The organism is Pyrinomonadaceae bacterium (assembly GCA_036277115.1).
In the GTDB taxonomy this organism is placed as follows: domain Bacteria; phylum Acidobacteriota; class Blastocatellia; order Pyrinomonadales; family Pyrinomonadaceae; genus UBA11740.
Map to the genome: position 1 here is coordinate 373419 of DASUNM010000024.1, position 15554 is coordinate 388972.

The window sequence follows — 15554 nt, forward strand, 5'->3', positions numbered from 1 at the left end:
GGCCGGGCCCGTTGCCCGTCAAAAGCGAAACGATTCCTTCGCGCCGTCGTGTAATGTTCGAGGGAAGCGTGATTAAAGGTTAGCCTTGCCGAACGAGGCAATGCTAAACTTCCCGGCGAATTCAGGGTACTTGGGTTAACGGATGCTTGCGCCAGAAACAGTTTTACAAGGTCGCTACCGAATTGTGCGACAGCTCGGCCAGGGCGGTATGGGCGCGGTTTATGAAGCAGTCGATCTGCGGTTGGACACCGTCGTCGCGCTGAAAGAGACGCTGTTTACCGACGAGAGGCTGCGGAAACAGTTCGAGCGTGAGGCGCGTCTGCTGGCGCGACTTCATCATCAAGCGCTGCCCCGAGTTAGTGATCATTTCACCGAAAACGAAGGCGCGTTTCTGGTGATGCAGTACATCCCGGGCGAAGATCTGTTCGAGATGCAGGGACGTCGCGGCAGTGGGTTTCCGCAAGCGGACGTTCTGCAATGGGCGGATCAGCTTTGCGACGGGCTGGATTACCTGCACACGCAGGACCCGCAGATTATTCACCGCGACATTAAGCCGCAGAACCTGAAGCTCACCGCGCGCGGGCAGATTGTGTTGCTCGATTTCGGTTTGGCGAAAGGTTCGGGCGGCCAGATGTCGGTGGTCACGACTTCGGCGAGCATCTTTGGCTACACGCCGAATTACGCGCCGCTCGAACAGGTCCAGGGGCTCGGGACCGATCCGCGCAGCGATATTTACGCGTTGGCGGCCACCCTTTATCACCTGATCACGAACGTGAAGCCGCCCGATGCGCTCAGTCGCGCGGCTGCGGTTGTCAACGGCATGGAAGATCCTCTGGCGCCGGCTGATTCGGTCTCGCCGAACGTTAGTCGCGCGGTAGCTCAGGTTCTGCAAACTGCCATGTCGCAGAAACGCGACGACCGATACGAGTCAGCCGGAGCCATGCGCGAAGCGCTGCGTTCGGCATCGACCGGCGCGCTGGGCGAGATGCCAACGGTGCTGACTGCGACGGGGGCCACGACGCGCCCCGACATGGTTGCGCCTGCCGCGGGAACTCAAGTGGCGGGACAGCGAACGCAGGGTGCCGGGAACGAAGCGCAAACTCTGCTCGCCGATGAAGCAACAAAGGTTCGCAGCCAGATTGCCGGCGCAGAGCTGGCTCAATCCACTTCGCTAAGCTCGCGTGGCATGTGGTTGGCCGCTGCGGTCGTGCTTCTGATGATCGTGGGTGTCGCGGCTGGATTCCTCATTTATCGCGCACGGAAGTCAGACGCGGCAGCTACCCTGCCGGCGGCGACTCCGGCGCCGACCGCCGAACCGGCGCCGACCACGACAACAACCGCGGCTGACGTGCAAGCCGAAAAGCCGAAGAACGTCAACCCGACTGCGGACGCTGACAAGCGCGTCAAACAGACCAGCGCGACGAAACCGGCCGTAAAGGCGACGCCTCAAGTGGCGAACGAACGCGACCCTGGGCCCGATACGAATCGTCGGCCTCCAGAACCGCCATTAATCGATTTCGGTCCACCACAGGACCGGCGGCCACGACCGACGCCGCCACCGGTTCAAACCTTTCCAAACGGTACGCGAGTCGAGAGACGCTCGGACGGCTCGACGGTGGTCACTTTTCCCGATGGCCGTACGCGAGTGTTTCCTGCTGGAACGCGACCCAATTTTCCCCGAAGACGTCCGCGGCCTTGATGGTCGACCCGTTTTCTGATTGCAAGGCATTCAAGAAATATTTAGAGGTTTATCGATGAAGACACTTCGCCGCCCATTATCCCTGCTGTTTGTTACCGCCCTGGCCGTAGTCGCTCTGGCTGCACCGCTCTCGACTGGAACGTCTGCGCTTCCCGCTGAACCTGCGGTCATTCGCGTTGCTCCGCCGGCGCCGGTATTCGACACCGCGAAGCGCCAGGCCGAGTTGGCGACCCGTCGTCAGAAAGTTGCGGAAGCCATCGGACCAAAGTCGATCCTCGTTCTCTTCAGCGCTGAGCCACGCGTATATGCAAACGACGTCGATTATCACTTTCGTCAGGAGAACAACCTCTTTTACCTGACGCACTTGAATCAGAAACGATCTGTGCTTGTGTTAATGCCGGGCACGGCCACGCCTGAAATTCTTTTTCTGCCGCGCCGTAATGCTTTGCGCGAGACTTGGGACGGTTACATGTACAGTCCGCAACAGGCCAGCGAGCTGTCCGGCGTGAAAGAGATTTGGGAAGCGAGCGAGTTTGCGCCCTTTGTCGCCGCGCTGGGCAAACGCGAGTCGTACCACCCGAAACCGGAAAACATTTTGCTCTCGTCCACCCAATCAGCGACGACAAACGGTGAGGGAATGGCGCCGCTGTTCGCGGCTGCGCAGAAAAACGAGGGCGCGCTCTACCTTCTGAATTTCCCGCGCGAAGGTGATAGCCGCGAGTACCGGCAGGAGCAACGGTTTGCCGGCGCGTGGCCGAAAGACTCCGGCTTTAACGTGCAGAACGCTTCGCCAATCTTTACACAGTTGCGTCTCCGCAAGTCCCCCATGGAACTCGCAGTCATGCAACACGCGATCGACATCAGCATCGAAGCTCATCAGCGCGCACAGGCCTTCGCGCCACAGGCGAAATGGGAATACGAAGTCGATGCGCAGGTTCTTTACACATTCAAGCTGCGCAATGCTGACAATTGGGGTTATCCGAACATCGTGGGTTGCGGCAAGAACGCCACCACGCTCCATTACAATGAATCGCAGGCACCAGTCCATTCGGGGCTACTCATGCTGATGGACGTCGGCGCGGAATATCAGCACTACACGGCGGATGTCACCCGAACGTTTCCCGTCAACGGCAAGTTCACGAAAGAGCAGGCCGAGATTTATCAGATCGTTTACGACGCACAGGAAGCAGGCGCGCGGGTAACGAAACCCGGCGCCAATCTCTCGCAGGTTCACAATGCGGCCACGGAAGTAATCAAGGATGGACTGCTCAAGCTTGGTCTGATTACCGATCGCAACACTGACCAATATCGGATCTGGTTTATGCACGGCACGTCGCACTGGCTGGGCATGAACGTTCACGATGTCGGCGGCGGCGCGACCTTTGAACCGGGCATGGTGTTCACGAACGAACCGGGTATTTACATACGTCCAGATGCGCTCGACAATTTGCCGAAGACGCCTGAGATGGAAAAATTCATCGCAGCCGTGCGCCCGGCGTTTGAGAAATACAAAGGCATCGGGGTGCGCATCGAAGATGACATGCTGGTCACGGAGACCGGCGTGAAGTGGATGTCCGCGGCCCTGGCGCGCAGCATTCCGGATATCGAAGCATTCATGGCGCGCGCGCGTCGCGAAGGCGGCAGCCGGTAACGTTCAAAACAATCTAACTCTTCAAGGCGGGCTGCTGCCCGCCTTTTTGCGAGGACACATTGGAGGACAACTGATGCGATACACGTTTCGCCTATTGATCCGTCAGATTGCTATTGCCGGCGCGCTGTCTCTGGCACTGGTCTCAGCCGCCTCAGCCCAAAAGATCGATAACGAACATCAGGTCGGCGGGATCCTCTGGACGCAGACGTCGGGCGAGTGGCGAGCGTTGGCATATCAGGCGTTCGCACTGGCGCGTCTGCGACTGGATCAGGATCTGCGCGCAAATCGTAACCGGCGTGTCCGGCGCGCGGTGATCGTTGACGTTGACGAAACCGTGCTCGATAACAGTCCGTATCAGGCGATGACCGTTAAGACAAGAACGGCCTACGAATCGAAATCCTGGCTCGCCTGGTGTGAAAAAGCTCAAGCCGCAGCGCTTCCGGGGGCCGTTGAGTTTCTCCGCTACGCGAATTCGCGCGGCGTGCGCGTGTTCTATGTCACCAATCGTCGCGAATCAGAGAAGCAGTGCACGGCGCAAAATCTGAAGAAAGTGGGCTTCCCTGATGTCAGTGACGAGACCGTGCTCGTGCGGACTGACGTCTCGAGTAAACAACCGCGGCGAGATGGCATAGCCAGGAGGCATCGCGTCGTGCTTTTAATGGGCGACAACTTGAATGACTTCGCAGAGATCTTCGAACTGGGAAAAACAATCGAGAGTCGGCTTGCCGCCACTACTCAGAACAAATCTAATTTCGGTAGCCGGTTTATCGTTCTGCCCAACGTGATGTACGGCGCTTGGGAAGAAGCGATGTACGGCGACCCGTCTAAATTGACTGAGGAGCAGAAGGCGGAGAAGCGAAGGAATACGCTGAAGGATTTTTAGGCGCCTTAGCCGAGGCTGGTTTCGACGTCGAGCGTGAGCCCGGGGACGCTCGTTGATTCAAACCGTTCGCCGCGGCTGAGAATGCGGTTGACTTGATACATCCCCGATTCCGGCCGCGAGAAATACTCAAGTCGATCTTCAGGTAAGTTGAACAACAGAGCTTCGGAAATCCCGGCGCGCGCGTAGAGCGGCATCTTCACGTGGCGATCGTAATTGACCGTTGTCTCGGCAACTTCGATCACCAGCAGAACGTCATCCGGCCCTGGATGACCCTCGCGATAATAATCCTTGCGAAACTTTAAAATGGCTACGTCGGGTTGCGGTTCAGACCAATCGTTTAGCCGAATGGGATCCTGAACGCTCACGATCGCGTCTGCGCCGACATGTTGGTTGAGAATCCTGCCCACGAGCTTAACGCACGCCGCATGGCGACTTCCGATGGGAGACATTTCAATTATCTCTCCTTCAATCAGTTCGACGCGCGCGTCGGGCGGGAACATTCCGGTCTCGCCCATGCGTTCGTATTCACTGACCGTGAAGTGATTTTTGAGGTTGGCTGACATGATTGTTGGGATGTTGAACGGCGCGGAGTATAACACGGCTGTCAGTGGCAAAAATTTGGCATCGGGAGGCTGACTCCGGGTTATCGATGGTTGTTCTTTTTGGCCGTCGCCGCTTCTTCCTCTTTGATCTCACCTTCCAGTCTTTCGGTTTTGATATCGAGCCGGAGCCGGTTGTAAACGCTCATGTATTGATTCGCAATCCACACGAGGGAAAAAAAGGCGATTAGATAGCCTCGCCAATCCGGAAACAGCAACTTAAAGCGCGTGATGATCAGGAACGCGGCGGCGATGTAGTGACTGAAGCAGTACTCGCAGGTGAACAGATAGAAGAATTTTCTTTCGTACCAACGACGGCAATTCTGACTGCGACGTTTGCAGAACTCACGCGGCTCGCGAAAGACCTCTTCGTGAGTCACCGTCCAGGCGACGCAGGCAATCGGAATCGCCAGCAGAAGCAGCTCAAGAATCTGAAAGCGGAGCGCAGGCATTAGTCAGTACCACCTCCGTTAGCGGGTGGTTAATCTTCCTGGTTCGGGGAAATTGCCTGGGGAACTGGAGGGGGTTACTCGCGATTCTTAACTTCGGCTTCGAGTTTAGCAAAGAACTGCGTGGCCATCATCTTGGCCGCGCCTTGAATCATGCGCTGGCCGACGCCGGCGATCGTGCCGCCTATCTGCATCTCGCCTACGTACCTGATCAGCGTGCCGCCGTCCTTCTCTTCCAAATCAAAATCGGCTGAACCTTTCGCGAATCCCGCGCCGCCCTTGCCTTGCACGACAATGCGGTAATGCTCCGGGGGGCGCATGTCTTCCAGACGGACGTCGCCTGTGAAAGTTCCTTTGATGGGGCCGACGCCGGCTTTCATCGTCGCGTTGTAGTGATTCTCGTCAACTTTTTCGAGTGATTCGCAGCCGGGGATAACCAGACGAAGAACTTCGGGATCGATCAGTGCCGCATAGACACGTTCGCGCGGGGCTTTAATTTCGTAGGTGGCGTCAACTTTCATGAAATGGCATCAATCCTCAGGACAGTTTAGAGGCGGGCTACCGCCCGCCTCCTGTAAAAGTCAGTCAAGATCTGCTTTCTAAAAATCACGATGGCGGGCAGTAGCCCGCTCTAAACCCACTCATGCGGATGGTACTGACTGCATTGCCGCGGCGATCGCACGCCGCACGTAAACCGCGGCCAGATGCTTTCGGTATTCGTCCGAAGCAAACACGTCTCCGTTAACGTCAACCCCGTCAGTTGCGTGGTTCGCCGCGCTCAAAATCGTTTCGTCGTTCACGGCCGCGCCGGTCAGCGCGTTTTCGACGCCCGCTGCGCGATAGGCTTTTGAAGAGACGCCCGTGATGCCGATACTCGCCGACTTGCAGTCGCTGCCACCGTTGAATGATAGATTCGCGGCAACGCCGACCACCGCAAAACCCGAAGCGGGATGCGGCATCTTCACGTAGGCATGTCCCGTCCGACCGTTCGTTTTGTTGATGCGAATCTCGCGCAGAATCTCGCCAGGCTCAAGCGCCGTCGTCAGCATGTCAACAAAGAAGTCGTCGGCCGCGATCGTGCGTTCACCGTTCTTGCCGGCCGCTACCAACTCGGCGTTGAGGGCGATTATCGCAGCCGGCCAATCACCCGCCGGATCCGCGTGCGCGACACTCCCGCCAATGGTGCCTTTGTTCCTTACTTGCATGTCGCCAATGTGTGAAGCGCAATCCGGCAGCAGCGGACAAATACTCTTCAGCAGGTCTGACGATTCGACTTGGTAATGTGTCGTCATCGCGCCGATGCGAATCTGACCGTTCTCTTCGCGGATGTAACTCAGATCCTGAATGCGGCTGATGTCCACGAGCAGCGACGGCTGCGCCAGACGCAGCTTCATGGCCGGGATCAGGCTGTGTCCGCCCGCGAGAATCTTGGCCTCTTCATTTTGCGAGAGCAGGGACAATGCTTCATCGAGCGTCTTCGCGCGGACATAATCAAATTCTGCTGGAATCATGATGACCTCTTTTTGAAGCGCGGGCGCCTCGCCCGCATTACCGTGTCAACAACTCAGCGGACGAGGGCGTCCGCGTTCCCATCATCCGTTAATAATCTTCCACACCTTTTCCGGGCGAATCGGCATGTCGATATGCGTTACGCCGTAAGGCGATAACGCATCAACCACGGCGTTCACGATTGCCGGCGTCGCCCCGATCGTTCCCGCTTCGCCCACACCTTTTACGCCGAGCGGATTCACCGGCGAAGGCGTCTCGGTCCGATCAAGTTCGAACCAGGGCATGTTTGAAGCCCTCGGCAGGGCGTAGTCCATCAATTCGCCGGTGATCAGTTGACCTTGCTCGTCGTAAATCACTTCCTCGTAGAGCGCCTGACCAATCGATTGCACGATGCCGCCGTGGACCTGGCCATCGACAAGCAGCGGATTGATCACTTTGCCGCAATCGTCGACGGCGACGTACCGGATAATCTTTGTCTCGCCGGTGTCCTTGTCGATTTCGACGACGCAGACGTGCGTGCCGAAGGGGAAGGTGAAATTCTTCGGTTCAAAAAAGTACGTTGCCGACAAGCCAGGTTCAGTGTCCGGCGGGAGCTCCTTCGCGATGTGCGCGGCGAGAGCGATTTCCTGAATAGTCAGCTTCGAACGTCCATTCGTGGGCGTCGGAATATCGTTCAAAGCTCCGGCTGGACCTTCACCGACCGGAACGACAGGCTCGGATTTTCCCGTCGCTGCGGCAGCCGCGGCCTCTTCCCTCGAATAGCAGCCTGCTTCAAATCTCATCCCAGAAGCTTCGCACTGCAACATGTGCGCGGCGATCTTCGCAGCTTTCTCTTTCAGTTTTTGAATTGCGATCAGCACGGCTGTGCCGCCGACCGCAGTTGCGCGGCTGCCAAAGGTGCCGATGCCGTATTGCACGATGCCGGTGTCGCCGTGAATGACCGTCACGTCGTGGAGATCGACGCCGAGTTCATCAGCCGCGATTTGCGCAAACGAAGTTTCCTGTCCCTGCCCGTGCGGTGACGCGCCGGTGAGAACCGTGACTTTGCCGGTCGGTTCAATACGCACGGTGGCGCTTTCCCAGCCGCCGGCCGGCATCGCCTGCGACGGGCCGAGCGCGCAAATCTCGACATAGCTCGACAGGCCGATTCCGATTAGCCTGCCGTTCTCACGCGCTTTTTTCTGTTCGTCGCGCAACTCTTGATAACCCGAAAGATCGAGTGCCTTCGCCAGAGCACCTTCATAGTCCCCGCTGTCGTAATCCAACCCGGTGGCCACATGGAAAGGGAATTCGCTTGCCGCAGGAAAGTTCTTGCGACGAACCTCGATCGGATCCATGTTCAGTTCGCGCGCGACAATATCCATCACGCGTTCGACGACATACGTTGCTTCCGGCCGGCCCGCGCCACGATAGGCGTCGGTGGACATCTTGTTCGTGAAAACACCGGTGACGTTCATCTGAATCGCGGGAATTCGGTAAGCGCCGCTCAGCATCAAGCCGGTGAGCGTGGGGATCGCCGGCGTCAGCAGCTGGTGATAAGCACCAAGATCGGCAACTACGTTGTAACGCAGGCCAGTAATTGTGCCGTCGTTTTTCACGCCGACTTCCACGGTGCCAATCTGCGCGCGGCCATGAATTGTCGCCTGCACATTTTCACGCCGCGACTCGATCCACTTCACCGGTTTACCGAGCTGAACTGAAATCCAGCCGAGCAAGGCTTCTTCCGCATAAACATTCAGCTTCGATCCGAAACCGCCGCCAACTTCCGGCGTGATCACGCGCAGCTTGTTTTCCGGAATACCGATCATCAAAGCTAGTTGCGTGCGCAAAAGGTGCGGAATCTGCGTCGATGACCAAACAGTGAGTTCCTCTTCGCCGGGGAAATACCTGGCGAGTACCCCGCGCGGCTCCATCGCAATTGGCGCGAGCCTCTGGTGAATCATCTCTTGAGAAACGATTCTGTCGGCTGCCTTCATCGCCGCGTCAATGTCGCCTTCGCCAGACGTCAATTTGTAAGCGATGTTGTCCTCGAAGTGTTCGTGGAGGAGGGTGTTAGTGTTTACTCCGTCGATCGGCGTGCCGACGAAAGGCAACTCTTCCACCATCACGCCTGGGTACATGACCTCAGCAGCATCGCGCGCGGTGTACATGTCTGTAGCGACGACTGCGGCGATCGGATGACCGACGAAGAGCGCCTTGTTGGTCGCGAGCACACGATAATCCGGCACTTTCAAACCGGGGAGCGCCGCGGCGCAGGGCACCGGCCCGACTTTTTCGGCGATGTCCTTGCCCGTGTAGACCGCCACCACGCCCGGCATTTTCAAAGCTTCAGTCGTGTCAATGCCGGTGATGCGCGCGTGCGCGTAAATGGATCGCACAAACGCAACGTGCAGCGTGTCCGGCAAACGGATATCGTCAACGTAATGAGCCAGGCCTTTGATGAGTCTCGGATCTTCCGTGCGCTTAATGCGCTTTCCAACATACTTATCAGCCATACCTATGCGCTCGCTTTCTTCGCCGCGTATTCCACCGCCTCGACGATGTGCTGATATCCGGTGCAGCGGCAGAGATTGCCTTCCAGGCCGTGTCGAATCTGTTCGCGCGAAGGGTTCGGGTTGCGATCGATGATCTGGGTCGAAGTCATAATCATCCCCGGCGTGCAGAAGCCACACTGCAAGCCGTGACATTCCCAGAACCCTTCCTGCACATGATGCAACTGACCGTTTGCGGCGAGGCCTTCAATTGTGGTGACGTTGGTCCCGTCTGCTTGCACTGCGAACACCGTGCACGACTTTACCGCCTGTCCATCCAGCAGTACGGTGCATGCGCCGCAGATCGAAGTCTCACAACCGACGTGCGTGCCCGTCAGTCCGAGCACCTCGCGGAGAAAGTGCACAAGTAAGACGCGCGGCTCGACTTCTGATGCGTGATCGACACCATTGACGTTGATACTGATAGCCTGCTTCATGAGCTACCTCACTTTTGATTCTGTTTTCCGGAAGGCGAAACTTGGACGGTTTTCTATGCCAGTTCGTGAGGAAAGTCAATTCACATTTCAACCATGATTGGATGAGGCGGGCCACCACCCGCTCATCACGACAAATAAGAAGGCGGGCAGTAGCCCCGCCTCTAAACGTCTGTCATCCTGGTGATCACACCGTTGCTTTGTGAATCTGTCGCTTCAAACGGTGAATCGATCGCCGCGCGTTTTTCAACTGCACGCGATCGTGCGCCGTTATCGCCGCGTCGCGCTTCTTCTTGAGTTCCTTGATGCGAGTCTTGATCGCGGCTTTGTCGATGCCGACGACATCGTGGTGCTCGTGCATCTCGATGTTCAGCGCTTTGCATAGAGCCACGACGAGGTGCTCTTTATTAAGTTGCGTATAGCCCTGCACCGCCTCGTGCTCGATGTCTTTCGCGATGTCACGCAGCTCAGCCAGCGTTTTGTGTTTCAGTTCGTTATGTGTGTAAGCCATGTCTGTCCTCTCGAAAATGAATCTCACGGTAGAGCCTTTTGCAGCGACCGGCCCGTGAGCCATGGAATTATTAGCAAAAGAAAGTACGCAAACCAAATGGAGGCTGCGGCGAAATAGCCTGCGCCGGCCTTCAGGAGCAGCACCAGCACAACCAGGTCGAGAATGAAATTCGTCCCCGCGAAGATAAGGCCAAGCTTGAATCCTTCGCGATCGGGATCGTTGACCCTCGACAAGTAGGCTCTCGCCAGAAAGTAAATCAGCGGAATCCAAATCAACAATATCGGAAAACTAATTGCCGGATTGTTTGAAATGTAAGGAATCGGCGGGGTCGCTTTCAGCGCCGGCGTCATGAAGACGACGCTGCCCCAGACAAAGCCGACAATCCAAATCAGCACGGCGAATCCGAGTGCTTTCAGAGGCTTTTGCGGCATCTGCGTGGCGTCAATATCACGTGTGCTGGCTGCTGTCGAGGCGGCCACTCCGTGTCTCTGTGCGATCTCAGTTTTTCTGTGGTGAGTTGTTATTGACACATTTCACCACAGAGGCCCCGAGCACTTTACAGAGACTCAGAGAGAAGAGTGATAACTTCAGTGACGGCTAGACTTCCCAGTCTCCGACATTCGTCGGTTGCTCGTTACTGGCATTTGGAACACCGGGCACTCGCATCAACGCGAGTCGTTCAACGGCGCGCCCGTTTAGCAGGTGTTCCTCGATAATCTCGGCTACATCCTTCGGCTGCACCTGTGCGTACCAAACTCCATCCGGATAGATCAAGACAGTGGGCCCGATCGAGCAGAAGCCAACTGATGCGCATTCAGTGACAATGATGCTGCCCTGCGGGTTCTTACCCTTCGCTTCTTTGCCAAAAAGGATTCCTCGCTGTTTCAACTCGTGTTCAAAAGCATCACGGACTGCGGCGCTTTCACGGGACGAACAGGACTTGCCGGTGCAAACGAACACGTGGTGGCTGAGCGGCGCGGCCGTTACCGGTGCGAGAGAGCGCAGCCTTTCAAAATCTTCGATAAACTCAGCTTGCGGCATGGCATCATCCTATCACGAACGATTGCGTCGTTTTATTTGGCAAACCGCCCGTCCACGCGCGTCTTCCAAACGGCTTTAAGTTCTTTGCGTGCAGCTATTTTCATTGTAAGATTCATTTGCACACGGGCGACCACTGACCGACGCCGCGGATATAGGGCGGGGACGGGTGGTGGGCGCCTAATTTACTAAGCGGATGCAGACTTTTCGCAAAATCACTGAACGCAAGTCCGACGGCGTGGTCATTCACATCTCGTCGCTGAACGATCGCTCGACTGAGGTCGTGATGGCCGACCGAATTACGATCGGCGCTACGGACGAGTGCGACGTGAAGATTCGCTTGCCTGAGGTTGCGGCAGCCAAAGCCACCGGTCCGGTGATCGAGTTGGCCCGTGCGAACGGCGTCTATCGCATCGCCAGCTACGAATCAAGTTTGGAAGTAACCCTCAACGGACGGCCGATCAGATCAAACAAGACCATCGATGACGGCGACGAAATTTGGATCGGACCTAATGGGCCTTCGATCCATTTTTTCCCAATCCAGGCAAACGCCGCGCTCGTGCCGGGCCGTCGCGGCGGCGCGCACGTCGCGCCCTTCATTGAGCAGGCGGCGATGGAAGCTTCGACTTCATCACGCCGCGATGACGCCAAGATCTTCCTGCGCGAGTTCACGCGCGAACTGGTACGCGAGATAAACCCAAGCACGAAAATTATCGCCTTCGCCATTCTGATCGCGCTGGTAATTGGCTCGCTCTACATCGGCTTCGGAGTGGTCAACGAGTTGCGCCGGACGCGGCGAATCAATGACGACCTGCGCGCGCAAACGGAAGCGGCGAAAGCTGAGCTGGAACGAACCAACCAGCAACTTAAGCAACTGGGCGAGTCAAACAACAACATCATTCGCAGCCTTTCGCTGGCGGCGAAGCTGCGCGCCGATTACGGTAGTGGCGTGGCTCTGATCTACGGCTCGTATGTGTTTGTCGAAGCCGGCACCGGCCGGGAGCTGCGATATCCGGAATCACAGGCAAACGAATCGGGCAATAATGTTCAGTCAGGATCAGACTCGACGACGCTGACGCCCGAAGGCAACGGCGCGATCGCGGAATACGATTTTGTCGGCACAGGCTTTCACGTCGGTAACGGATACCTGCTCACTAATCGTCACGTCGTGCGGCCCTGGGACTCCGACGATCGCGCGCAGAGTCTGAATAGCACTGTGCGTGGTTTGCCGCGTCTGAAAAAATTGGTCGCTTACTTTCCGGATCAAGCTCAACCGTTGGGGCTGAAGTTCAAGCAGGCATCAAGCCGCGATGACGTGGCCGTGTGCACGCTCGACGTGAAAGATGTCCCGCAAAACGTTCCGGTGCTGCCGTTGGAAGGTGACGCCAACGAAGTCGTCGGCAACATGGTGGTGACGATGGGTTACCCGAACGGCCCCGATCGCTTATTAGCCTTGCTCGACGAGAATGAGGCGCGCGGAGTTCTCGCGCGCTACGGATCAGTCGAGGCGTCACTCGGCTATCTCGCGCAGACGAAACATATTCAGCCGCTGATGACTCAGGGCAACATCACCGATCTCAACGCACGGAAGATCGTTTACGACGCGCGCACCGGAGAAGGTGGCTCAGGCGCGCCACTGTTCGGACCGTCGGGACGCGTAATTGGTGTAACGTTCGCGGTTTTTACGGAGAACACCGCGTCGAATTTCGCAGTGCCCGTGCGGTACGCCTTGACCTTGTTGGAACGCGCGGGATGGAAGGCGCCGGAAACTCCCGAAGCAGAGCCGAAAGAAGCTTCCAACGCAGGGCCGGGGAGTACTCATTGAGGCATGCGGCCAAACCCCTGGGGACGGCATGGTGATTGCCAACGAATCACCGAACCAGTCGAGATTCGATTAATTGAAGAGTTAAAGCGCAGGAACTTTGTTGAAATTGGAGCGTTTTTCCGAGTAGCAGCCTCAGAGTGATGAATCGAAGCCGGCCCAAATTCCCCTGGCGCGACGTTGTGCGCGTACTCGTTTTGCTGGCAGTTGTTTCGCTCGGCTGGAGCGATAATCCTGCGCAGACCCCTGAACAGACCGCGGTCAGGTTAGCACCCGCAGCCAAAACTTCTCCCATTGAAGACCCGCCGGTTAGCGCGAGTGTCGCGAATACCGACAAAGAAAAAGCGGAAGGGGCCGAAGCAAACAAGCCGGTGCCTCAGTTCCGGGTCGAACGTCTCCAGATATCAAGTGGCGCAGAGCTGATGACAATCTTCGGCCGGCTCGACGGGTTGGCAGAGACCGGGAAGTCCGCGCCGGAAGTTCCTTTGGTAAGCGTTCTGCGCGACACGCTGGGCGACGATAACCCGGAAAACGATCGCTTGCGTTACGTTTGGATGTTGACGTACACGCAGCCGTCGATGACAAAGCGCATCGCCGCGGCGATCCCGTTCCTGTACCGGCGCGTCGGCAACAAGAAAAATATTTCCGGCCCGCCGAATCCTATTCTCAATCTCGCGCACGCGAAGCGCGCCACTTGGAATCGATTCTTCTGGTGGGGTCTGCAGAACGCGTTCTTTGACACGTACGGTATGCCTTTGAAGGCATCGAGTCGCTCGTACCGGCAGAACCTTTCGGACTATCGCAAGGCGCACGTCACTCAAGCGCTCTCGATCCTCGGGACGTATGAGAAATTGGAACAACGCGCGCGCGATGAAAATGAGTTCCTCGCCAAACGTGTCGATGAAGCTCCTGCAACGAGCGAAATCAACGACGGCAGTACACCGCTCCTCGATACGCGACAGGCGTTTGCGCCGGGCGAGATGCTTGAGCTGCGCGCGCGCCTTCTGCTTTCGAACAATACGTTCGGCGGTTTGTACGGGCCCGACAAGTACGAATCGACTGTCACAAGCTATGGCACCAAGTCGCTCGATGTCAGTGGTCACAATTGGGAGCTTCTGCGACAGCAAGCCGAATCAGACGGTCTTTATTTCGAGCCGTTGACGATGCCGGATGGCACTGCGACACATGCGCTGCTCTGGATTTCGAAAGATGAGGTGGTCGCGCAAAACGGGCGGCGATTCAGCGGACGGTTCCTGAACATTTCGAATCCGTGGAAAGACAAACGCCTGAAACAGTGGAGCGGCTATTCCGAAACGCGTTACTTCGATGCCGAGAATCGCCGCACGACTGACACGCATGCGGCCCGACGCGTCGAGATGATTCCGCTGGCGGTGTATGGGCTGAATCATCCGAAGATTCCGGCGCTACTGATTGATTTTCGCGCCAGTATGAATCCGAAAAAACGCGAGATGTCCCTCCGCGTTCTCAACGACGTCACTAACAACGTTCTTTCAATATCCAGTTTTGGTAACTGGCCCTACTTTGCGGGCCGCAAAGTTTACTCCTTCCTGACCGGCCGGCGGGGTATCGACATCAATCAGCCGTCGCGTGTGCGCAGCTATTCTGAACTGAAGCTGGTGCTCGCCTTCAATTCAACGGTCAATCCCAGGCTGCGCGATGAACTTCAGCGGCGTCTGGAAACTGTCTCGCTCAATCCGATGTCGAACGACATGAACAGTGAGATTGAACTGGCGCATAAGCAGTATGCGGCGCTCGTCGAATTTGCGCGGCGTGAAAATGGTTTGCCCGCAAAAGTCGAACGCGATCGCCGCGAAGAAATGGTTTCACTCGCGCACGGGCCGGCGATGCGTTTCCTCTTCGGCTTGGGGAACATTGTGACGTTCGGTCGCTACGTTCATCGCGAAGACGGGTCGCCCGAGCTTAAGCAGCGAATGGAATTGGCGCGGCGGGTTCGTTACCACACTGCGTTGCTTGATCGAGTTGTCAGGTCAACGCCGCAGATCGAGGTCGCCTGGGAGCTGCCGAATGTGCGCGCCTCGCTTCGGTTTTTAGCGGACAATGCGTCCGCAGCGAACGGTTCCGCGGCCAAGGTTGCGGCCAAAGTCTTCGAGCGCACCAATGACAGCGAATCGCGCACCTTGTGTCTGGACGTGCTGTCGCGCATTAACGACAAGACGGCGCGCAAAGAGATGCTCCGCCTGTTCCGCGAGCAGCAGCCGAATTCAGAGTGGCGCACGTCGGTGGCCGAGCGCTTGCGGAAAGCCGTCAGCGAGGGCGATCGCATCAAAGCAGCCGACGCGAAGTCGGTTTTGGCAGAGATTGGCCAGCCTTAATTGATTTAAGTAGCCCAGGCGTTCACGTTTGGTGAAAGCGAAATCACAAGTGAGATTTGGTGTGGATTATGGCC

The 15554-nt window shown here is 57.2% G+C and carries 14 protein-coding genes; 5 read left to right on the top strand and 9 right to left on the bottom strand.

Going from position 1 to position 15554, the window contains the following annotated elements; translation table 11 throughout:
- The first annotated feature begins 142 nt into the window (after nt 1-142).
- From VFX97_15110 to VFX97_15120, 3 genes are all read left to right on the top strand, one after another.
- Complete coding sequence (locus VFX97_15110) at nt 143-1699, top strand: protein kinase (GenBank protein ID HEX5704528.1); 1557 nt, start codon at nt 143-145, stop codon at nt 1697-1699.
- 55 nt (nt 1700-1754) lie between these two features.
- A complete protein-coding gene (locus VFX97_15115; GenBank protein HEX5704529.1) occupies nt 1755-3350 on the top strand; it encodes an aminopeptidase P family protein in 1596 nt (531 codons plus the stop codon).
- Between the two features lie 73 nt (nt 3351-3423).
- The gene (locus VFX97_15120; GenBank protein HEX5704530.1) at nt 3424-4233 is read left to right on the top strand and encodes a 5'-nucleotidase, lipoprotein e(P4) family; all 810 of its coding nucleotides are present in this window, start codon (nt 3424-3426) and stop codon (nt 4231-4233) included.
- Between the two features lie 5 nt (nt 4234-4238).
- Here VFX97_15120 and VFX97_15125 read toward each other — a convergent pair whose 3' ends face one another.
- The 9 genes from VFX97_15125 to VFX97_15165 form a co-directional block, all read right to left on the bottom strand.
- Nucleotides 4239-4796: a Uma2 family endonuclease gene (locus tag VFX97_15125; GenBank protein ID HEX5704531.1), complete on the bottom strand. Its 558-nt coding sequence runs from the start codon at nt 4794-4796 to the stop codon at nt 4239-4241.
- An 80-nt stretch (nt 4797-4876) separates the two neighbouring features.
- Nucleotides 4877-5284 (bottom strand): hypothetical protein, encoded by a 408-nt coding sequence (locus tag VFX97_15130; GenBank protein HEX5704532.1) that lies wholly within the window; start codon nt 5282-5284, stop codon nt 4877-4879.
- A gap of 74 nt (nt 5285-5358) precedes the next feature.
- A complete protein-coding gene (locus VFX97_15135; GenBank protein HEX5704533.1) occupies nt 5359-5802 on the bottom strand; it encodes a carbon monoxide dehydrogenase subunit G in 444 nt (147 codons plus the stop codon).
- Between the two features lie 120 nt (nt 5803-5922).
- On the bottom strand, nt 5923-6792 hold the full coding sequence (locus VFX97_15140; protein ID HEX5704534.1) for a xanthine dehydrogenase family protein subunit M: 870 nt from the start codon (nt 6790-6792) through the stop codon (nt 5923-5925).
- A gap of 81 nt (nt 6793-6873) precedes the next feature.
- Nucleotides 6874-9285 carry a xanthine dehydrogenase family protein molybdopterin-binding subunit gene (locus VFX97_15145; GenBank protein HEX5704535.1) on the bottom strand — a complete coding sequence of 804 codons (2412 nt, stop codon included), beginning with the start codon at nt 9283-9285 and terminating at the stop codon, nt 6874-6876.
- A 2-nt stretch (nt 9286-9287) separates the two neighbouring features.
- Nucleotides 9288-9758 (bottom strand): (2Fe-2S)-binding protein, encoded by a 471-nt coding sequence (locus tag VFX97_15150; protein ID HEX5704536.1) that lies wholly within the window; start codon nt 9756-9758, stop codon nt 9288-9290.
- Between the two features lie 184 nt (nt 9759-9942).
- On the bottom strand, nt 9943-10266 hold the full coding sequence (locus VFX97_15155) for a hypothetical protein (protein HEX5704537.1): 324 nt from the start codon (nt 10264-10266) through the stop codon (nt 9943-9945).
- Nucleotides 10267-10289: 23 nt separating this feature from the next.
- Nucleotides 10290-10745, bottom strand: a complete 456-nt coding sequence (locus VFX97_15160; protein HEX5704538.1) for a hypothetical protein — start codon at nt 10743-10745, stop codon at nt 10290-10292.
- 118 nt (nt 10746-10863) lie between these two features.
- Nucleotides 10864-11307, bottom strand: coding sequence for a (2Fe-2S) ferredoxin domain-containing protein (locus VFX97_15165; GenBank protein HEX5704539.1), 444 nt, complete (start codon nt 11305-11307; stop codon nt 10864-10866).
- Between the two features lie 193 nt (nt 11308-11500).
- Between VFX97_15165 and VFX97_15170 the strand changes: the two genes are divergently transcribed.
- A complete protein-coding gene (locus VFX97_15170) occupies nt 11501-13129 on the top strand; it encodes a trypsin-like peptidase domain-containing protein (GenBank protein ID HEX5704540.1) in 1629 nt (542 codons plus the stop codon).
- A 140-nt stretch (nt 13130-13269) separates the two neighbouring features.
- Nucleotides 13270-15480, top strand: a complete 2211-nt coding sequence (locus VFX97_15175) for a hypothetical protein (protein HEX5704541.1) — start codon at nt 13270-13272, stop codon at nt 15478-15480.
- Nucleotides 15481-15554: the final 74 nt, after the last annotated feature.